The 22,265-nt window shown below is 35.5% G+C and carries 15 protein-coding genes; 12 read left to right on the top strand and 3 right to left on the bottom strand.

Annotated features, from left to right (window positions below; all coding sequences use genetic code 11):
* The first annotated feature begins 26 nt into the window (after positions 1 to 26).
* A complete protein-coding gene (locus R1T42_RS03295; protein ID WP_317291289.1) occupies positions 27 to 2,027 on the top strand; it encodes an ATP-binding protein in 2,001 nt (666 codons plus the stop codon).
* Between the two features lie 489 nt (positions 2,028 to 2,516).
* On the top strand, positions 2,517 to 3,611 hold the full coding sequence (gene ald, locus R1T42_RS03290; RefSeq protein ID WP_036580572.1) for an alanine dehydrogenase: 1,095 nt from the start codon (positions 2,517 to 2,519) through the stop codon (positions 3,609 to 3,611).
* Between the two features lie 133 nt (positions 3,612 to 3,744).
* Here ald and R1T42_RS03285 read toward each other — a convergent pair whose 3' ends face one another.
* Entirely contained in the window at positions 3,745 to 4,821 is a 1,077-nt protein-coding gene (locus R1T42_RS03285; RefSeq protein ID WP_317291288.1) for a methyltransferase, read from the bottom strand.
* Positions 4,822 to 5,081: 260 nt separating this feature from the next.
* The gene (locus R1T42_RS03280) at positions 5,082 to 5,333 is read right to left on the bottom strand and encodes a type B 50S ribosomal protein L31 (RefSeq protein ID WP_036580578.1); all 252 of its coding nucleotides are present in this window, start codon (positions 5,331 to 5,333) and stop codon (positions 5,082 to 5,084) included.
* Between the two features lie 145 nt (positions 5,334 to 5,478).
* Between R1T42_RS03280 and R1T42_RS03275 the strand changes: the two genes are divergently transcribed.
* The 8 genes from R1T42_RS03275 to R1T42_RS03240 all read left to right on the top strand — a co-directional run bounded on the left by R1T42_RS03275 (position 5,479) and on the right by R1T42_RS03240 (position 17,457).
* Positions 5,479 to 5,976 (top strand): DUF4199 domain-containing protein, encoded by a 498-nt coding sequence (locus tag R1T42_RS03275; protein ID WP_160165383.1) that lies wholly within the window; start codon positions 5,479 to 5,481, stop codon positions 5,974 to 5,976.
* Between the two features lie 27 nt (positions 5,977 to 6,003).
* A complete protein-coding gene (locus R1T42_RS03270; protein WP_036580582.1) occupies positions 6,004 to 6,954 on the top strand; it encodes a glycosyltransferase family 2 protein in 951 nt (316 codons plus the stop codon).
* Between the two features lie 145 nt (positions 6,955 to 7,099).
* Complete coding sequence (locus R1T42_RS03265; RefSeq protein ID WP_317291287.1) at positions 7,100 to 8,812, top strand: phospho-sugar mutase; 1,713 nt, start codon at positions 7,100 to 7,102, stop codon at positions 8,810 to 8,812.
* Positions 8,813 to 8,815: 3 nt separating this feature from the next.
* The gene (locus R1T42_RS03260) at positions 8,816 to 10,636 is read left to right on the top strand and encodes an ABC transporter ATP-binding protein (RefSeq protein WP_317291286.1); all 1,821 of its coding nucleotides are present in this window, start codon (positions 8,816 to 8,818) and stop codon (positions 10,634 to 10,636) included.
* An 87-nt stretch (positions 10,637 to 10,723) separates the two neighbouring features.
* Complete coding sequence (locus R1T42_RS03255) at positions 10,724 to 12,409, top strand: RluA family pseudouridine synthase (protein WP_317291285.1); 1,686 nt, start codon at positions 10,724 to 10,726, stop codon at positions 12,407 to 12,409.
* Positions 12,410 to 12,748: 339 nt separating this feature from the next.
* The gene (locus R1T42_RS03250; protein ID WP_317291284.1) at positions 12,749 to 13,699 is read left to right on the top strand and encodes a tRNA dihydrouridine synthase; all 951 of its coding nucleotides are present in this window, start codon (positions 12,749 to 12,751) and stop codon (positions 13,697 to 13,699) included.
* A gap of 58 nt (positions 13,700 to 13,757) precedes the next feature.
* Positions 13,758 to 15,953, top strand: a complete 2,196-nt coding sequence (locus tag R1T42_RS03245; protein WP_317291283.1) for a B12-binding domain-containing radical SAM protein — start codon at positions 13,758 to 13,760, stop codon at positions 15,951 to 15,953.
* Between the two features lie 70 nt (positions 15,954 to 16,023).
* Entirely contained in the window at positions 16,024 to 17,457 is a 1,434-nt protein-coding gene (locus R1T42_RS03240; protein ID WP_317291282.1) for a DUF6794 domain-containing protein, read from the top strand.
* 277 nt (positions 17,458 to 17,734) lie between these two features.
* Here the strand turns inward: R1T42_RS03240 and R1T42_RS03235 are convergent, their stop codons facing one another.
* Positions 17,735 to 18,811 (bottom strand): WD40/YVTN/BNR-like repeat-containing protein, encoded by a 1,077-nt coding sequence (locus R1T42_RS03235; protein ID WP_317291281.1) that lies wholly within the window; start codon positions 18,809 to 18,811, stop codon positions 17,735 to 17,737.
* A 141-nt stretch (positions 18,812 to 18,952) separates the two neighbouring features.
* Between R1T42_RS03235 and R1T42_RS03230 the strand changes: the two genes are divergently transcribed.
* Positions 18,953 to 20,161 carry an RsmB/NOP family class I SAM-dependent RNA methyltransferase gene (locus R1T42_RS03230; protein WP_317291280.1) on the top strand — a complete coding sequence of 403 codons (1,209 nt, stop codon included), beginning with the start codon at positions 18,953 to 18,955 and terminating at the stop codon, positions 20,159 to 20,161.
* Between the two features lie 52 nt (positions 20,162 to 20,213).
* A complete protein-coding gene (locus R1T42_RS03225; RefSeq protein ID WP_317291279.1) occupies positions 20,214 to 22,232 on the top strand; it encodes an endonuclease in 2,019 nt (672 codons plus the stop codon).
* Positions 22,233 to 22,265 lie beyond the last annotated feature (33 nt).

Here is a 22,265-nt window from a genome sequence, read left to right as displayed (position 1 = left end):
TAACGTTGCCCACAATTTAAGAGAATATGAGTAGAATTAACATACAAGGTACAATTGACAACATTAAAAGTAAATCTAATGTGTATACACCAGTTATTGAATCTATTGTTAATTCCATTCAATCAATTTCAAATAAAGACGAGAATAACGGAAAAATAGAAATTATTTTACACCGAGAAAAAGTTCTTGAATTTGAAAACCAAATACCGAATATTAAATCAATTTCTATTAGAGATAATGGAACAGGATTTAATCAAAAAAACAGAGATTCTTTTGACACATTTTATAGTCAACATAAAAAAGAGATTGGAGGAAAAGGTTTTGGACGATTTATGTTTGTAAAGTACTTTGGAGATGTAAATGTTTCTAGCGTTTTTAGGAATGAAAATGGTGATTTAAAATCAAGAGAGTTTAGGTTTGGTAGACAATTTGAAATAATTGTAGATGAAACAATTGAAGAGACTCAAGCAATTGATACTTATTCCGTACTAAATTTAAATAATCTTATTGAAACTCATTCTTTCGACAAGTATATAGAAACTATTTCAAGGAAATTACTTGAAAAACTTCTAGTTTATTTTATTAACGATTCTTTTAGCTGTCCAACAATTATTGTAAAAGAAGCAGATGATAGTCATTCAATAATTCTGAACGATTACATAACTGGAAAAAATGAAATACAAGAGATAGAAAATTTTGCTTTTAAACTAACTACAGATAAAAATGTAACTGAACATTTTACTGGTAAAGTATTTAAAATATATTACGCTGGTAATCAAAAAAGTAAAATTAGCCTAACTGGACACAATAGAGAAGTTACAGAAACCAATTTACACAAATATGTTCCAGAATTTGAAGATGATTTTTATGATATAAATCCTTCAACTCAAAGTCGTAAAAATTACATTATTAAAACATATATACTTGGGGAATATCTTGACAAAAACGTTTCTTTAGAAAGAGAAACATTTGATTTTGGCAAAGAAAAAGGAGAAGTATATTATCCTTTTTCACAAGCAGATATTGAGAGAGAATCAGCACTTCAAACAAAAGAGATATTTAATAACGACATTTCAACAAGGTCAGAAAAAAAAGTTGATAAAATAAAAAAATACGTTACTGAAAATGCACCTTGGCATAAATCATATGTTAATGATTTAGACTTTTCAAAAATCGGATATAATCTATCTGATAATGAAATAGAAATGGAACTTCACAAAGTCAAGCATAAAAAAGAAATTAATACAAGAAGTAGATTTAATGAATTCTTTGAAGACCCAGAAAACTTAAAAAATGGAAATCTAAATGAAATGATTTCTGAGATTTCTGAAATAGGAAAAAGCGATTTAGCTCATTACGTTTATAATCGTAAATGTATTTTAGAAGCGTTTGGGGAATTACTAAAAAGAAATGAAAATGGAGATGGATTTTTAGAAGAAGAAATCCATAACATCATCTACCCAATGAGGAGAAATTCAGAAAACACAACATATGAAGAACATAATCTTTGGCTACTTGATGAAAGGTTGGTTTTTTCTGAATTTATTTCATCTGACGAAAAAATATCTTCAAAGAAAGCAAATAAAGCACTTGACGAGCCAGATTTAGTTGTTTTTGACCAAAAAAAATCTTTCAGAAATGGAGACAATGAATTTAGTAATCCATTAACCATATTTGAATTTAAAAGACCAAAAAGAACTAATTACAGAGAAAAAGACGACCCAATTCTACAAATAGGAAGATATTTAAATAAAATCCGTTCTGGAAAGTATGAAATGCCTAATGGTGTTGAACAAATTAAAGTAAATGATTGCACACCAATTTATGGTTATGTAATTGCAGATATTACACCCAAAATAAAAGAATTTGCTTTACACAATCAATTAACCGAAAGTCCTGACAAAGAAGGATATTTTGGATTTCATAGAGGTTACAAAATGTATATTGAAATTATTAGTTTTAGGAAATTATTAAAAGATGCTACATTACGAAATAGAATATTCTTTAAAAAATTACAATTGGAATAAAAACTGTGGGCAACAAAGAACTGAGGTAACAAACACCTCTTTTCTTCGTTAATTTAAGACATTATTATTCAGGGCTTATAAAAATCAATAAATTGATTTTTATAAGCCTTTTTTTAAGTTCTTTTTCTTGATTTATCGAGGCTAGATGAAAATCTGTATTTCATCATATCGTCTGCCCTATTTTGCAATAGCAATACATGATTTCAGAAACTGACCAATTCTATCAAAATATATTTGAATTTTTGATTTCATATAATTAGGATAAACTTCACTCAATGAATTGTCTAATTCGTTTAGAAAAACTAACTAAAAACGAATAATTCACTATAGACTTAATCTTAATTAAAATCAATATACCCCATAAAAAATAGGGATCAAATATTTAAAAATACACTTTTAAATCAGTATACCCTATATAATTAATGATTTATACTTTTATAAGTCAATAAAAAGTCACAACTTCGGTTTTTTAATATAAATGGCTTAAAAATGATTGTTGGAATCCCAAAAGAGATTAAAAATAACGAAAGTAGAGTAAGTATGACACCTGCCGGAGTTTATGAAATGGTAAAAAACAACCACACCGTTTATGTGCAATCCACCGCTGGTGAAGGAAGCGGCTTTTTTGACAACGACTATAAAAAAGCCGGTGCGATCATAGTTAACACCATTGAAGAAGTATATACCATAGCAGAATTAATCGTAAAAGTAAAAGAACCTATCGAGCTAGAATATGATCTAGTGAGAGAAGGACAAGTGCTGTTTACCTATTTTCACTTTGCTTCTAGCGAGCCTCTTACGGCCGCTATGATAAAAGCCAAAGCCATTTGCATCGCTTATGAAACCGTAGAAGATCAAGAAGGCACCTTACCACTACTAACACCTATGTCTGAGGTAGCTGGTAGACTCGCCATACAGCAAGGCGCAAAATATTTAGAAAAGCCCGTAAAAGGAAGAGGCGTTCTATTAGGTGGTGTTCCAGGTGTTGCTCCTGGTAAGGTTTTAGTTCTAGGAGCTGGCGTGGTAGGAATTCAGGCCGCAAAAATGGCCGCAGGTCTTGGCGCACACGTCACCATCATGGATATTAATATGAAACGATTGCGCTATGTAAATGATGTAATGCCACCGCACGTCGTGACAGAATTCTCTAATGAATTCAACATCAGGAAACATATCAAGACGCACGACCTAATTATAGGTGGTGTACTTTTAAAAGGTGCCAAAGCTCCTAACCTTATCACACGCGATATGCTTAAAGAAATGCGTCCAGGTACTGTGATTGTAGATGTCGCTGTTGATCAAGGTGGTTGTGTTGAAACTACTAGACCTACCACACATGAAGATCCTATTTACATCATCGATGACGTCGTACATTATACCGTTGCAAATATGCCTGGTGCAGTACCTTATACTTCTACCGTGGCACTTACTAATGTGACCTTACCTTATGCGCTTCAACTAGCTCGTCATGGTTGGGAAAAAGCTTGCAGTCAGAATCCAAGCCTAGAAAAAGGACTTAATATCATATCTGGTAAAGTGGTCTACAACGAGATAAATGAGGCCTTTGGTTGGTCATCAAAATAGTGTTTTGCGTTCTATAAGATGATAAATATCACGCTTTCGCGAAAGCGTGATTAAAAAATCCATGATAACTAAATGATATCATAGAGATCAAAATCAGAAATTACTGTTACCGCTATAAGTGGATACAGATGTATTAATCACTGTTTTTATGAACCAAAACCCATAGTTCTACTTCTTCACTAGCACGCCAGTTTTGTTCTCTAGTAGTTTTATCTGAAGCAGCTTTAACCCTTTTTTTATAACATCGTTCTAATTGAAACCTGTCGTGATGTGCGATCTCGCTTTCAATAGGATGATCATTAGTGACATCAGTTATTTGTGCAAGGTTAGAAAATAAGATTAGTAGTTTTCCTTCTACAGCCAGTCGTTCTTTTGCAGCAGCAAAAAATTCTGAGAATAACTCTTCTGGGTAATACATCGCCTTATCGGTCCTATCGTTTTCTGAAGAAATGGGTAACCACGGTGGATTAAATACTATTAATTCTGTCTGTTTATCCCATTTACCAAATAATGGTGCATGATCCAGCTCTATCTTTCTAGAAAGCTTTGTATCGCCCATAAATTCTGTAAGACCTATAATAGCATTAGGATTGATATCTGTCCCATATACTTTCTGAAAACCATGACCTACTAACTGAAATGAAAGCGCACCACTACCAACACCTACGTCAATAGCTGTTTTTTTAGAACCTTTATAGCGCTTTAACCAGTTATCAAAAACGGTTAAATGATCAAATCTAGTCGGGAAATAAACACCATAGTAAGGATGTATCTTATTTCTTAAGGTAGGTACCGATATTCCATTTTGATACCACTGCCAGGAACTATTTAATCCTTGAACTTGTGGAAACGTAAGTAAAAAATTAGTGTTACCGGTATACAGTTTTTCAAGCCAGCCTATAGCAGGTGCTTTTTTTACATCGATTTTATAATTGATGATTTCTAGAAGTATGAGGTTAGACAGCTTGTGATAAGCAGCACGATACTCACGTTGTTCTTGAAATGTTTTATGGGGCATCTTACTTTTAAGATACTGCTGTAGTTCTTTAAGTAGTAGAACTCCATTGCTATAATAATCTGCAATAAGAACTGGTTTACCAGCTTCTAGCGCTTGAATGGTTTTCTTAATTTCTGTAGAAAGATTAAAAACCTCTAATCGTTTACCTGTTACAAATGGTGCAGGCTTATGGGCATTGATTTCTGTATTCATCAATTTGCGTTGTGAAGAACGAGTTGCAAATTAATGAGAAGAGCAAAGCGCGTGATTATATAACACTGTAAGTATAGTTACTTACCAGCAATCAGGCATTAAGTGTTTGCTAGAGTTCATTAGACTATCGTGACCGTATGTGGCACTACAATAGGATTGTATTAATGAATAAATAATTATAAAGTAAAGGTACTTTTTAAAAAACAAAAAAAGCCTCGCACAAGGCGAAGCTTTTTAATATCGTTAAAATTCTAAGAAGATTACTTCTTGAATTTTGCATATTTAGTTTTGAACTTGTCAATACGACCAGCCGTATCTAAAAGTTTAGTCTCACCAGTATAAAAAGGATGAGAAGTACGAGAGATTTCCAATTTAATAAGTGGATACTCGTTACCTTCAAACTCAATCGTTTCCTTAGTAGGAGCTGTCGATTTAGTTAAAAATATTTGTTCGTTAGACATGTCTTTAAAAGCTACTAGTCTATAATCTTCTGGGTGAATTCCTTTTTGCATGATCTTAATCTTATTCTTTTGCGGCTGCAAATTTAATCATTATAATTAAATCTACAAATAGATTGCTTAAATATATCTGTGCAATTTATAGCTTTCGGGCGTAATGCAAACCATTATATTTGTATTTCTTAAAAAAAAGAACATTTTGGATCAAATAGTAAAGAAAAACGCTTTCATAGTAGGCCTTATCGGTGCGGTGGCAAATCTAGCTTTAGTCATTTATATATGGCAAATTCAAGCATTTAGCAGTGTAGGCTTAGGTATTGCCATGATGATATTACCTATTCCCTTTGGAATTGCCGCACAATGGTGGAGCAAGTCCAGCCTCAACAGTTATCTATCCTTAAAGCAAGGTGTCCTCGCTTTTTTCTTGTGTATGCTTGTTATTTTTCTGGTAGATTTTATCGCAAACTACCTTATTTATGTACAAATAGATCCAGGTGCACAAGCCATAGCCGAAAAAGCTACGGAAGAGTTTGCTCAGAAAAATGAAAATGCTCTCGCAAATCAAGATGTTTTTAAAAAACCTGTTTATAGTCTAGGCAGCTACTTTACTGGCTTTATTTCTAAACTATTGTTTTACACTATTTTTGGAATCTTATCAGCTTTAATTTTCAGAAAAGAAGCGCCACAACAGGCTTAGTTGTCATATTTATATAGAATATCTTGCATGAATTTATCCATTGTCATACCGCTGTTAAATGAGGAAGAATCTCTTCCAGAATTACACGCTTGGATCCTACGCGTTATGGAGACCATGGACATCAGCTATGAGATCATTTTTATAGATGATGGTAGTACAGATGGCAGTTGGGATGTTTTGGATACGCTTTCGCGTAAGCATGAAACCACACATACCATAAAGTTTTTGAGTAATTATGGGAAATCACAAGCCTTGCATGCCGGTTTTCATAAGGCACAAGGCGAAGTCGTAATTACTATGGATGCAGACTTGCAAGACAGTCCAGATGAGATTCCGGAATTATACCACATGATTGCTGATCAACATCATGACCTAGTAAGCGGCTGGAAGAAAAAAAGGTATGATAGCGTTATTGCAAAAAATTTACCTAGTAAACTATTCAACTGGGCAGCACGTAAAACCAGCGGCGTACAATTAAATGATTTTAACTGTGGTTTAAAAGCATATAAAGCAACGGTTATTAAAAATATAGATGTTCATGGCGAGATGCATCGCTATATACCTGTGCTGGCCAAAAATGCTGGTTTTAGCGACATCGCTCAAAAAGAAGTGATCCATCAAGCTAGAAAATATGGAACGACTAAATTTGGTTATGAACGTTTCATTAATGGGTTTTTGGATTTGATTACCATTGCTTTTATATCAAAATACGGTAAACGACCTATGCACCTTTTCGGCGCACTAGGTGTTATTATGTTTATGCTAGGTTTTATAACCGCTGGTTATGTAGGGTTTTCAAAACTTTATAAAATGGCCAATGATATTCCTTATGGATTAGTAACCGATAATCCGTGGTTCTTTATTGCACTCACCACTATGCTATTGGGCGTTTTATTCTTTATTGCTGGTTTTCTAGGAGAATTAATTCTTAGAAATGGGAACCAAGTGAACCGTTACCGCATTGAAAAAGAAGTTTAAAATTTAGGAAGTAACTCCATTAAGTTACCTACACTTTTCAAGAACAGATAAATTGGACTGCACGGTATTGCGGTACACACAAATCAGACCTGCCTACGACCTACTATTTTCTGTTATCTTTGTACTTCATTCATACGTCATAAAAATGGATAAAGAAGCTATTCTTAAAAATGCTCAATCATGGACACAAGCGCCATTTGATACCGATACAATTACAAAAACCCTTGCTTTAATAAGCGCAAATAACGCAGATTTTCAAGAATCTTTCTATAAAGATTTAGAATTTGGAACTGGTGGTATGCGTGGTATTATGGGTGTTGGGACTAATCGTATCAATAAATATACTTTAGGTAAAAACACACAAGGTCTTTCTCAATATTTAAAAGACACCTTTAAAGATGAACAAATTAAAGTAGCTATCGCCTTTGATTGTCGTCATAATTCTAAAGAACTAGCACAAGTAGTGGCAGACGTTTTTAGCGCAAATGGTATACATGTTTACCTCTTTGAAGACCTGCGCCCTACTCCATTACTATCCTATACCGTAAAAGCCAAAGATTGCCATGCTGGTATTGTGCTTACTGCCAGTCATAATCCGCCAGAGTATAATGGTTACAAAGTATACTGGCAAGATGGCGGACAGTTAGTACCACCACAAGATAAAGCAATACTAGACCTTATCGCTTCTCTCCATTTTGAAGATATTAATTTTAATGGTAATCCAGATCTCATTGAATTATTAACGCCTGAGGATGATAATGCATTCATCGTGGACAGTATTAAGGCTGGTAAAATTGCTGGCGATGTAGATCGCTCTCGATTAAAAATAATTTTTACGAGTTTACACGGTACGAGTATTACATTAATTCCAGAGACCTTAAAAAGAGCTGGTTTTACAGACTTGCACGTCGTTAAAGAACAAGCGATTCCTGATGGTAATTTCCCAACGGTAGCATCTCCTAATCCAGAAGAACCAGAAGCTCTTAAAATGGCTGTAGAACTGGCAGATAAAATCCATGCAGACATCGTCATAGGTACAGATCCAGACAGTGATCGTCTAGGTGTTGCTGTACGAGATAATGATGGTAAAATGGTATTGCTTAATGGTAATCAAACCATGATTGCCATGACAGACTTTCTTTTACAACAATCAGATTTAAAAAACGCGACGCAACCATTCATAGGCTCTACCATTGTATCAACACCTATGATGCATGATCTAGCGATGGCTTATCAGGTGGAATGCAAAGAAGGATTGACCGGATTTAAGTGGATCGCAAAGATGATTAAAGACCATCCACAACAAGACTTTATCGGTGGTGGTGAAGAAAGTTTTGGCTACATGGTTGGTGACTTTGTACGTGATAAAGATGCGGTGACTGCGGCATTGTTAGCTTGTGAGATGTACGCTTACGCGAAAGCGAACTCATCCACAACCTATCAAGAACTATTAAAACTTTACGTAAAACACGGCTGTTATCAAGAAAGACTCGTGTCTCTAGTTAAAAAAGGAATCTCGGGTGCTCAAGAAATCAAACAAATGATGATCGACCTGCGAGAAAACACACCAAAACAAATTGCTGGACAAGATGTCATTATTGTAGAAGACTATGCTGCGAGTACTAGAGTAAACAAGGATTTAAATAAAACAGAAACACTAGAAGTTCCTAAATCTAACGTTTTAATCTTTTATCTAGCAGATGGCTCAAAGATTGCAGCGAGACCTAGTGGAACTGAACCTAAAATTAAGTTCTATATCAGTGTGAAAGCACCGCTAGATGATGTTGCTAATTATCCTGCAGTACAAGAACAACTTAACAAAAAAATTAACGGCATTCTAGCCGATTTTGATATTTAATTAATGAATTATTTCAATGAGATTCTTGGGTATGCAAAGCCTTATAAAAAATGGGCGGTACTCAATATCATAAGTAATGTACTCTTTGCATTTTTTAGTACGTTATCATTTGTTTCCCTAATGCCTGTATTACAGGTGCTATTTCAAGAAACTGAAGAAGTTTATAACAAACCTGTCTGGACTGATTTTACAAAAACAAAAGAGTTTGTAGAAGGCTATGTCAATTACTACGTATCTGAAGTTGCAAAAAATGATCAAGAACAAGCGTTAATCTTAATGATTGTCTTAGTAATCAGTTTGTTCTTTTTAAAGAATGTATTTGGTTATTTAGGAATGTATTTCTTGACATTTTTCAGGACTGGAATTATGAAGGATTTACGTGATGATTTATATAAGAAAATAGTAAATCTTCCTGTTTCTTATTTTTCTGAAAAACGTAAAGGTGATGTGATTTCTCGCGCCACCACAGATGTGATTGAGATTCAAAGTAGTTTTCTATCCATACTGGAGTTAATCGTTAAAGAACCGCTCAATATTATTTTTGCACTTGCCGCTATGTTGATGTTTAGCGTTAAACTGACTTTATTTGTATTAGTGTTTATTCCCATTAGCGGTTATATCATATCGCTTATAGGTAAACGATTAAAAAGTAAATCAGAACGTGTACAAAAGGAACAAGGTGCTGTTCTTTCTCAACTAGAAGAAACTCTAGGTGGACTTAAAGTCATTAAAGGTTTTAATGCAGAAGAACGCATGCAAGATAGCTTTGAGAAAACCACAAGCAGATTCCGTAGGTTTACCAACAGTCTTGATAAACGTAAAAGTTTTGCCAGCCCAGTAAGTGAAGTTTTAGGTATTGCCGTCATAGGTGTTTTATTATGGTTTGGTGGACGCATGGTTTTAGTAGATGGCACTATCGCTGGATCTACCTTTATTACTTTTATGGGATTAGCATATGCCATTCTTACACCAGCAAAAGCACTTTCTAAAGCTAGTTATGGTGTAAAAAAAGGTAACGCTGCAGCAGAACGTGTTCTTCAAATTTTACATACTGAAAACACCATCGTTGACCCAACTAACCCAATAATTATTGATCGTTTTAAGCAAGGCATTAACATCAATAATGTCACCTTTGCTTATGAAGACGAAAACGTATTAAAGAACTTCTCTCTTCATATACCCAAAGGAAAGAGTGTTGCCTTAGTAGGTCAAAGTGGTTCTGGTAAAAGTACTATCGCAAATCTACTTACTCGATTCTATGACGTGCAAGACGGTACCATTTCTATGGATGGTCACGATATAAAGGATTTAAGTCTTAAAAGCTTACGTGATCAAATGGCACTGGTAACACAAGATTCTATCTTATTTAATGATACGATTGCTGTTAACGTTGCTCTAGCCAATAAAAACGCTAGTGATGAAGAAATCATTAACGCTCTTAAAATTGCAAACGCTTGGGAATTTGTAAAAGACCTTCCTGATGGGATCCATACTAACATAGGCGATAGTGGTGGAAAACTAAGTGGTGGACAAAAGCAAAGACTTTCAATCGCTAGAGCAGTGCTTAAAAACGCTCCTATCCTAGTACTTGATGAAGCGACAAGCGCACTGGATACAGAAAGTGAACGTTTGGTGCAAGATGCTCTTGAAAAAGTAATGAAAAACAGAACCTCTATTGTGATTGCGCACAGACTTTCTACCATTCAAAATGCCGACAACATTGTAGTTATGAATAAAGGTGAAATTGCAGAGCAAGGAACACATGCCGAGTTGATTGAAATGAAAGGCTTGTATAACGGGCTAGTAGGCATGCAGAGTTTGTAAAATTTTTAGACACTAATACCTGATTATAAACATATAACCTCACTGGTATTGAAAACCTGTGAGGTTTTTAAATAATAACTAGCTTTAATGCCTTCATTAGAAAATTGCTTTACTCCTTTTAAAACAGACATTTCTGGAATTTCTATTCCAGAGAAGTTTACGTTTCCGATTTTCTATGATCCACATGAATTGTCCTTAATAGCAACCCGAGAATTGCAAGAATATTTAGAACAACCGCAAAACTGGCAGCATAACTTTTGGAATGAGAAAACAGGCGCTGGAGAAGCCGCAGGAAAAATGTTTGGTGTGCTAGTGGTACAAAACGAGAAAGGTGAACTAGGATATCTATCTGCTTTTAGTGGTCAGATCGATGGAACCATGGATATTGATCCCTTTGTACCAGCTGCTTATGTTGAGGATTTTGATAAAAATTATTGTGATGGACAGTTTAAAGAATTTACAAAACTGAGCCTTCAAGTTACCACTCTAGAGCAAACTCCAGAATACATTGCCGCGTTAAATCATCTTCAAAAACTCAAAGAAGATGCGTTAATTTTACTGGAAACGCAACGCAAAAAACATAAGCTGCAATCTCGAGAACTTAAAGCACAACTTAGACAAAGCTCTAAAACTCTAGACGAGCAAGAACTTAAACAGCTTCAAGCTTTACAACACCAGCAACATCTCAATCAGAAGTTTCTCTATCGTGAATACGAGATTTATTTATTAGAAAAACAGCAACCATTTCAAGTTATCGTTGATCAATATCAATCGCAAATGGAAGCGCTCACCACACAACGCAGGCAACAATCCCTAGATTTACAAGATTGGATTTTTAAACAGTATGACCTTCTAAATGCAAATGGAGAGCGCAAAAATGTTTTAGAGATTTTTAATGAGTTAAATCTAGGTGCTCCACCTGCTTCTACTGGTGATTGTGCTGCTCCTAAGTTATTGCAATACGCTTTTGCAAAAGCATTAAAACCCATTGCTCTAGCCGAATTCTGGTGGGGAAAATCGTCTAAATCGCAAATCAGAAAGCACAAACAATTTTATCCTGCTTGCCGTAGTAAATGTGAACCCATATTAGGACACATGTTGCAAGGACTAGATGTAGAGGACAATCCACTACTGATCAATCCAGGATTAAATAAAACGATGGAAGTGATCTATGAAGATGAGGCCATCATCATTGTGAACAAGCCAGAAGAGTTTTTATCAGTTCCTGGGAAAACCATAAAAGACTGTGTTTATAGTAGGCTTAAGGAGTTATATCCAGATGCGACTGGACCGATTCTAGTTCATAGATTAGATATGTCTACATCTGGAATTTTAGTAGCTACTAAGAATCTAGAATACTATCACTTTATTCAAGAACAGTTTATCAATCGTACGATTTCAAAAAGATATGTTGCATTACTCAGTGGAGTTTTAGAGAATAACGAAGGAATGATTGAATTACCATTGCGCGTAGATCTAGATAACAGACCTACTCAACTGGTATGTTATGAATACGGTAAATCTGCTCGAACTAAATATCAAGTGTTAGAACGTAGAGAAAAAGAAACACTGGTTCACTTCTACCCGATTACTGGTCGCACGCACCAATTGAGAGTTCACGCGGCACATGCTAGTGGATTAAATGCACCTATTGTGGGCGATGATCTTTATGGAACGGCAACGAATCGATTACATTTACATGCCGAGTTTATTAAATTCATTCATCCTATAACGCATAAAGCGGTTTCTTTTAAAGCACCAGCTCCTTTTTAATTAATCAGATTGTTCTTAACGGCCTAAGAACATAATACGTAAAAAATGAAGTGAAGCGTAGGGTTCAGCAAAAATCATTTGAAATGAAATGAAATGTAATGAGATAAATCTATTTTTCAGCGCTATGGTAGTTGATATCGACTAACCTTCTTTTTGCGCCGCAGCTAACAAAATTTTTAGTTTTAGGTTCTTAAGCCTTGATTTTTTTGTTTCGTTTTTTGATCAAGCAAAAAATGAAAATGAAGTCAAAATCAATAAACTTTCTATAATCTAAAATGATTGAAAAATTGATAGCATGAAGTCTTTTAAGTATACTAAATTTGACTATCAAATTACCTCATGTCTTTTACCCTACTCTCATCGCCACTGCAAGGCTTTACAGAATTCCGTTTTAGGAATGCGGTTCATAAATATTTTGGTGGTATCGATACCTTTTATGCACCATACATTAGGTTTAATAATAAACCTGAGATAAGCAGCAAATACCAGCGTGATCTACAATTAGAGAACAACCATGTTCCAGATTTGATACCGCAAGTAATGACTAATAGTGCTGACGATTTTATTACCGCTGTGAAGTACATCAGGTCATTAGGTTACAAAGAACTCAACTGGAATCTAGGTTGCCCTTATCCTATGGTGACTAAAAAAGGTATGGGAAGTGGTTTGATTTGTGAACCATCTAAAATAGATGAAATACTAGATCGAGTGCATGCCGAGACTGATGTGATTGTTTCTATGAAAATGAGAATGGGCTATCTAGAACCTACAGAGATACTGGATACATTCCCTATACTAGAAAAATATCCTATTAAAAGTATAGCCATTCATGCGCGCATAGGTAAGCAATTATATAAAGGTGGCGTAGATTTAGAATCTTTCCAGCGTTGTCTGGATACTTCTAAAACCAAGCTTTATTATAATGGGGACATCACTACGGTTGCCGGTTTTAGAAAAATGCAGGAACAATTCCCTACCATTGACCACTGGATGCTCGGTCGCGGTCTCATAGCAGATCCTTTTTTACCCAGTATGATTAAAGCAGATACAGAGATTTATCCAGAGAATCGCTGGGAAATCTTCCGTGAATTTCACGATACCATTTATCAGGAGTATGATGCTTTTCTACAAGGTCCTACACCTATCAAAATGAAAATGCAAGGATTCTGGGAATACTGGTCGCAGACATTTCCTAATCCGCAAAAAGCTTTTAAGGCGATTAAAAAAGCTAATAATCCTAGAGCTTATAATCAGGCGGTGAATGATAATTTAAAAACGGTAAATAGATAGTTTGTTTCACGCTTTCGCGAAAGCGAAATCATAAAAACTTACTTTTGTAACCTGCTTTATGGAACAAAGAGATTTACTACTGATAACGCCGCCATTTACCCAACTGAATACACCGTATCCAGCGACGGCTTATATCAAAGGTTTCTTGAATACCAAAGAGGTGAGTGCATTCCAGATGGATTTAGGTATAGAAGTAATTCTAGGGTTATTTTCTAAAAATGGTATGGAGTCCATGTTTGAAAAAGCATTTGATAATGGACGTATTACATCTCAAAATAGCCAGCGTATTTATACCTTACAAGATCAGTATTTACAAGTTCTGGAACCTGTAATTTCCTTTTTACAAGGTCATAATGAAACACTTGCAAGACAAATTTGCACCCATAACTACCTACCCAGAGCATCTCGATTTGAGCAACTGGATGATATGGAATGGGCTTTTGGGAATATGGGAATGCAGGATAAAGCCAAGCATCTCGCTACTTTATATTTAGAAGACCTATCAGATTTCATCAAAGAATGTGTGGATGAAAATTTTGGTTTCAGCCGCTATGCAGAACGTTTAGGAATGAGTGCCAATAGCTTTGACGAGATCTATGAACATCTCGAGAGCGACCTTACTCCAATTGATCAAATCACTTTAGATATTCTAGAAAAAAGAATTCAAGAAGTACAACCAAAACTGGTTTGTTTATCCGTACCATTTCCTGGTAATTTATATAGTTCTCTGAGATGTGGTCAGTTTATCAAGAAGCATTATCCGAAGATTAAAATTGCTTTTGGCGGTGGATTTGCTAATACCGAATTGCGCTCTGTTACTGATGTGCGCGTGTTTGATTTCATAGATTACATCGCACTCGATGATGGAGAATTGCCATTAGAATTAATAGTAAACGATGTTTTAAATTGTGAAAAACAACGCGTTTTTAAACGCACCTTTATTTTAGAAAACAATAAGGTGGTTTATAAAAACAACAGCACGGCTAGCGATTACAAACAAAGTCAAGTTGGCACACCAGATTATAGTGATTTACTACTGGATGAGTATATATCTGTCATAGAAATTGCAAATCCTATGCATAGTTTATGGAGCCATGGACGCTGGAATAAACTGACTATGGCTCATGGCTGCTATTGGGGAAAATGTACTTTTTGTGATGTCTCACTAGATTATATCAAGCTCTATGAACCAGTTGCTGCCGGTATTTTAGTAGACCGTATGCAAGAGCTCATTGCTCAAACTGGAGAAAGCGGTTTTCATTTTGTAGATGAGGCGGCGCCACCAGCATTAATGCGCGCTGTAGCACTAGAGATTTTAAAAAGAAAACTATCCGTCACGTGGTGGACCAATATCAGGTTTGAAAAGAACTTTACTCAAGATTTATGTCACTTACTAAAAGCGAGTGGATGTATAGCCGTTTCTGGTGGACTAGAAGTAGCATCAGATCGTTTACTGAAATTAATTGACAAAGGAGTTACCGTTGCTCAAGTAGCCCAAGTCACCAGAAACTTAACCGAGTCTGGTATCATGGTACACGCTTACTTAATGTACGGTTATCCTACTCAAACGGTTCAAGAAACCGTGGACAGTCTGGAAATGGTGCGACAACTATTTGAATTAGGAATAATACAAAGTGGATTCTGGCATCAATTTGCGCTTACAGCACATAGTCCTGTAGGTCTGAATCCTGAGGAATTTGGTATTACACCGAAGTTGAATCCTATATCATTTGCAAATAATGATGTACAGTTTGATGATCCTACTGGAGTAGATCACGAGCAGTTTAGTTATGGATTGAAGAAATCTTTATTCAATTATATGCACGGAATAGGTTTTGAGCTTGATTTACAAGACTGGTTTGACTTTAAAGTTCCTCAAAGTCAAATTGATCCTCATTATATAGAAGACTGCCTAAATCAAGAGACCTATAAAGCTCCTAAATCTAATCATAAAATGGTATGGCTGGGTCATGCTCCACTTGTTGCTACTTCTACAATTCATAAAAAGGGTAAAGAAATCAGCTCTTTAAAACTTCAATTTCACCAAGCAACTGATTGGTTTGAAATTGAGCTAGAAGAATCTAAGGCTGATTGGTTGATAGAGCAATTAGAGAAGTCTACACCAGAAGCCAGCGCAATAACGACTTATGGTAGTATGAAGAACAGTTATGAGTCTCAATGGGAACAATTTGAAACGTTTTGGTTTTCAGAACCTATGGAAGAACTTAAAGCAAATGGGTTTTTAATCTTATAAAACACTCACTTCAAAGTTTTGACCCTATAAAATATTGACATCAAAGTAGTTTTATGCTTACTTTGTGAACATGAAAAGAGCATTTAATTATAAGTACATCGTACTTATGCTGTTGTTGTTAGGGACATCAATAGCTACCGCGCAAGATGGACTCAATAGCATACCAGTATCTGAGACCTTTTCTGAAAACGGTTCTTATAAAATAAAATCTATTGCATTTGATAATACACCTGGAAATATAGATGGTGTTTCCTATGTGTATGATGGTGATCAATTGATGTATCAAATACCGAGATCTTTTGACATGTTATTAGACAACAGTACACGTATCGTGCTGTCTAATGATGGGAAAATTGTTGTTTATTACCACAACAAAAAATATAGACCCGAGAAAGAATTTGACAATGTGGTAGTTTATAAAGAAGGTTTACTCTTCGGTAGTTTTACCACAGATCAATATGCAGCCTGTAGTAGCAAAGAAAATGATTGTACGGTATTATATAATAACTATGATGCTGTTATAGACTACAAGAGAAGCGATTATGGTAAAGCAGACTATAAAAAAGTCTTGCGCAGTATGGATGAAGGTGAAGAATGGCTTCATAACAAAATGCTTGTTATCAAAGACAACATCATTTATACCGTTAGTGGTCAGAAAAAGATAAGTGTATTCCATACAGATGATTTAGTATTAGAAAAGAATGTAGATTTTGAGAAACTCTTTCCCTTTATTAAAGACTTTCCTATTCCAAAAACAGTCATTCTTAATGTGCCTAAAACAAGAATGACCATCGATCAATTCACTGAAAAAAAATCTGGTGAAACATTAAATCGCCTTTTAGAAAAAAGATACAATTTAAAGTCTGTTTCTAAAAATGATAAAAACGCGGCAAAAGAGTTTCAACTCTATAACATTTCCATGTCTGGATACATGACTCGTTTTGGCTTTTTGGAACTCACTTCTTTGAATATAGACGCAAAATTTAACAAGGAAGATCTTGTAAAATACATAGATGACATCAATTTTGATCCAGCCACTATTGATAATGTATTACCTAAGCAGTACTTCAATTATTATGCAATGAGTTATCGCAATCCTAACGATAATGTGGCTCGAGATGAAAAGATAGCTCATGATAAAGCTTTAAAACAAGAAAGAATAAGAAGAGAACGATTAGACACTATCAACGGCTTTTTCATTCCTAGATCTCTAGAAGAATCTTTTCTTCAATTAGATAAAATCATGCCTGAAAAAGAACGCAAAATTCTTGTATCTCTAGAAAATCAACCTGATAAGTATAATTCTGACACAGGCGGATTGGGTATATGGATCAGAACCAATTGGGGAATCATTGATGGATCTAGATTACAGACTTACTTCAATGAACGTAATTTATTCGATCCTAAAAAGATCTCAGCTATTATCGTAGCACAATATATCAAATACTTAAAAAACGAATCTCAGGTCGCAAGAAACTGGGAAAGAACCCATCCTAGAATTTAGAGCAAAAAAAAAGAGAGGACTCCTCCTCTCTTTCTAAGCGATCTCCACCGCTTTATTTTAATAAACAACGTTTGTATTTCAAAGACTTTGCTTATTTACTTAAACCGTGTCAAATATACAGCTGTGTTTAAGTATTCTGTATTTAAACCATGTTTTTTAACGATAAAAATATCGATGAAAATCTAGTTCACTGACTCACAGCGTGTTATTAAAATAACAAAAATGCATTTCATCGATTAATACTCTGCAATTTAACATAGATTAACGACTTTCATCCTTACTTTCTATCGATTTTAAAACTTGAGATACGATTATTACCTGCAAGATAGCCGTTCATCGAATCTATCATTTTAACCGTATAAAATCCTTTATCAGATAATTGTTTCCAATCCTTACCTTGATTACCACTCCACCATATCCCTGGAGAACCTACTGCAAGTAATTCCTGGCCATTGGTATCTGGAATAAAGATGATATCACTGCAATATCCTGGTCCTGCATCATTAGAAAGGAGATTCCATGATTTACCTCCATTGCGAGTTATTGCTTTGTTATACTTATTATCTTTTTTCTTATTCCAATCGCCACCTATGATAACACCTAGATCCTTATCATAAAAATCTACAGCATAAATTCCAGTCATTTCTCCACCAGCAATAATAGGAGTATTAAATATTTGCCAGTTAGAACCTCTATTATCGCTATAAATAACGCGTGCCATCGCACCACCGGTCACTAACCACACCTGATCACCTAAGATTTTAATATTGGAATTACTCGCCGCAAACGCCGCCTCACCTGGAACAAAATCTGGTAATTCTGTACATTGAAGTTTCCCCCATGTTTTACCACCATCATAAGTTTTGATAATAGAGAAACATCCACCCATGGGATCACCCATTGCAATTCCTTCATCATCGTTCCAAAATTTCATAGAATCATAAAAGACACGTTCTTCTACTTCTGTATAAACATGTTCTACAGCGCCATCCTTGTGCGCTATTTTATAAATAAGCGCAGGATTACCAGCCGTTAATATATAAGTGTAATTAGAAGTAGTCGCTATAGATCTAAACTCAACATCCTCATCTTCATTAAGTTTAATAAGCCCACGTGTAGGTGATCCAGTAGTCACATCGATACTACCATAACTACCTTTACTACCTGCATACCAGTAATTTCCATTACCATAATCTAGCGCTCTAACACTTATAGAATCAGTTAATATTGGTGTGATCTCAATAGTAGCATCTTGAGCTACAACTTGAACCACCTCTTTTTCAAGAGCCTTATTTTCAGACTCTTTACACGATAATACCGCTATAGCAGCAAGGATATAAATTATTTTTTTCATGTTACAAAAATAATGACCTTTTTAAAGATTTGACGATTTAATTACACGCTTTCGCGAAAGCGTATCCCAAAACAGCTCCATCTACTAAAAAAGGAGCTCTCATTTTTTAAAGATGAGCAGCAATAAACGTATTTTTGCAAAATGAGATTTCATCATAATTTAGTTCAGGCTACCGTAGACGCATTGCATAACATTTTTAACGATGGTAAATATGCAGATCAAGCGATTCAAAAAATATTAAAACGTGATACTCGTTGGGGTTCTCGTGACAGAGGTTTTATTGCAGAAACCACCTATGATATCGTAAGATATAAAAGGTTGTATGCAGAGATTGCCAATGTACACGAACCTTTTAAACCTGTCGACCTATGGCGCATGACTGCCGTATGGATTGTTCTTAAAGGTCATGCTGTGCCTGCATGGGAAGAATATTACAATACTCCTGAACGACGTATTAAAGGTCGATTTGATGAGTTAAGTAAAAATCGTGTTTTCAGAGAGTCTTTACCAGACTGGATGGATGAGCTAGCCCTTAAAGAATTGGGTGGTATCTGGGAAAAAGAAGCTAGTGCATTAAATAAACAGGCCGATGTGGTCTTAAGAGCTAATAGCTTAAGGACAACGCCAGCAGAGCTTAAAGAAAAACTTCAGTCTGAAGAAATTGCTGTAAGTCAGCAAGACCGCTTTCCAGAAGCGTTAATCCTTAAGGAAAGAGCAAACGTTTTTATGACGCAGGCTTTTAAAGATGGACTTTTTGAAGTGCAAGATGCTGGATCACAAACTATCGCCCCATTTTTACAAGTAGAACCTGGAATGCGCGTCATGGATGCCTGTGCTGGTGCTGGTGGGAAAGCATTGCATCTCGCAGCATTAATGGAAAATAAAGGCCAGATCATTGCGACAGATATTTACAAAAGCAAATTAAACGAGCTGAAGCGTCGCGCACGTCGTGCAGGTGCACATAATATAGAAACTCGTCTGATAGATTCTACTAAAGTCATTAAGAAACTAGCCGGTAAAATGGATCGTTTGCTTATCGACGCACCATGTAGTGGTCTCGGTGTTTTACGTCGTAATCCGGATGCAAAATGGAAATTACAACCTGAGTTTATAGATGAGATAAGAGCAACACAACAAGACATCTTACAACGATACAGTACAGTGGTTAAGCCAGATGGTATGATGGTATATGCCACTTGTTCTATTCTTGCATCAGAAAATGAAAATCAAGTTCAAGAATTTTTAAAATCTGAAGCTGGTGCAACGTTTGAATTAGTAGAAGAGCAATCATTACTAGCTCATAGAGATGGCTTTGACGGTTTCTACATGGCATTGATGAAGAAAAAATAATAATTACGACAATTATAAAGTATCGTCACAACGCTACTATAATCCCTATGATATGAAAAACTTTGTTTTCTTTATCCTATTTATAAGTTTTACGGCTTTAGGACAGATTCCTACTGGCTATTATAACACTGCAAATGGGTTAACCGGTTATCCGCTTAAGACAGAATTAAAAAATATTATCACTGCCGGTCATAATCCTCAAAGTTATGATGCACTATATACTTTATATGCAACATCAGATAATGACGATTACTATGATAACGGAACGCAAACCAATACCATTCTAGATATTTATTCCGAAAATCCTGCAGGTGCAGATTCTTATAACTTTGGATTGACACAGGACTGTAGCGGTGTTAGTATTACACAAGAAGGATTATGTTATAACAGAGAACATATTTTTCCGCAAGGATTTTTTAATAGCTCTGCAAATCCTACTCCACGTCATGATGCGCACCATGTGATTCCTACAGACGGGTTTGTAAATAATGGACGTGCTAATTACCCTTTTGGAGAAGTAGGAACAGCTCAAACTACTTATGCCAACGGTAGTAAATGGGGAAATTCCATATCACCAGGTTATACCGATCGAGTTTTTGAACCTATTGATGAATTTAAAGGCGATGTGGCTCGTATGATGTTATACTTTGCCACTCGTTATGAAGATAACTACAATGATTCTTCATGGGATAATCCTAATGCCTCGAACTATGATCCGCGTGATGGGTCACAAAATCGCTGGTACGAACAATGGTTTATCGATCAAATGTTGATCTGGCACGCACAAGATCCTGTTAGTCCACGTGAGGTGGAACGTAATAATGAGATTTATAATTTTCAAGGTAATAGAAATCCTTATATAGATAATCCACAATATGTAGCAATGATATGGAGTGGAACTGGTGGTTCTGGTAGCGGAACTTTATTCCCTACTCTATCTGGTACTTATGTGGACATCAATGGAAATTCTATTGTTGATGCTGGTGATGAAATTCAGTATACTTATGATATCGCAAACATTGGTACAACAACACTTTATAATTTAAGAGCTACGTCGCCGCTAGGAACATTTAATCCTGGTAATCAGGTGGCTAGTCTTGCTGCTGGACAGTCCTTAAGTAATCCATTTGGTACATTTACCTATATTTTAACGGCTGCAGATGCTACCAATAGCTGTGGTTGTATCACTAATCAATTATTACTTGCCGCAGATTATAACGCCACGGGCACTAATGGTACTTTGAATGTAGCTAGTGATGATCCTAATAACTTTACGAATAACGATTCTGACGGTGATAATCTACCAGATGATTTTACCATCGTGACCTACCCTAATGGTGGTTCTGGTGTTGCTGGTGACTTGTTCATATCAGAATATATAGAAGGTAGTGGTAACAATAAAGCTATTGAAATCGCAAACTTTACAGGTGCGTCTGTAGATTTATCTAATTACACCTTGCAAATAAGCACTAATGGTAGTGGTAGCTGGGCTAGTCCTAGAGCATTAATGGGCACACTGGCTGATCAAGATGTTTATGTTGTAACAAATAGCCAAGCTAGTGACTCTAACATTATAGCTCAATCTGATGAAGCTGTAAGTAGCGCTCCTATGAACTTTAATGGTAACGATGCCGTAGGATTGTTTAGAGCTGGAGTATTACTAGATGTAGTTGGAGATCCTAATAGCAGCGCCGACTCTGAAAAAGACCAAACTTTAGTGCGCAAAGCTAGTGTGACTGGTCCTAATACCGTATTTGATAAAGTAGGCGAATGGGATGTTTTCACACAAGATACTTCTAGCGATTTAGGTACTCACACCTATGGAAGTACTGCTAGTATTGACGATAATACATTCATCAACTTAACTATATATCCTAATCCATCATCTGGTGTCTTTCGTTTTAATAATGATGAGTTGATAGAAGATGTAACCGTTTATGACGTTTCAGGAAGAAGAATTAAAAGCAATTATTCCAATAACGATGGTTTAATTATCAATCATACAGGTATCTATTTTGTGAACGTAATGTCTCAAGGACAAAGCAAAACCTTTAAAGTTATCGTAAGGTAATTGCAATTCACATACCTCATAAAAAAAGAGCCT

Origin of the sequence: Nonlabens ulvanivorans (assembly GCF_032922765.1) — a bacterium.
GTDB classification, from domain to species: domain Bacteria; phylum Bacteroidota; class Bacteroidia; order Flavobacteriales; family Flavobacteriaceae; genus Nonlabens; species Nonlabens ulvanivorans.
This window is presented reverse-complemented; position numbering and strand designations above follow the sequence as displayed.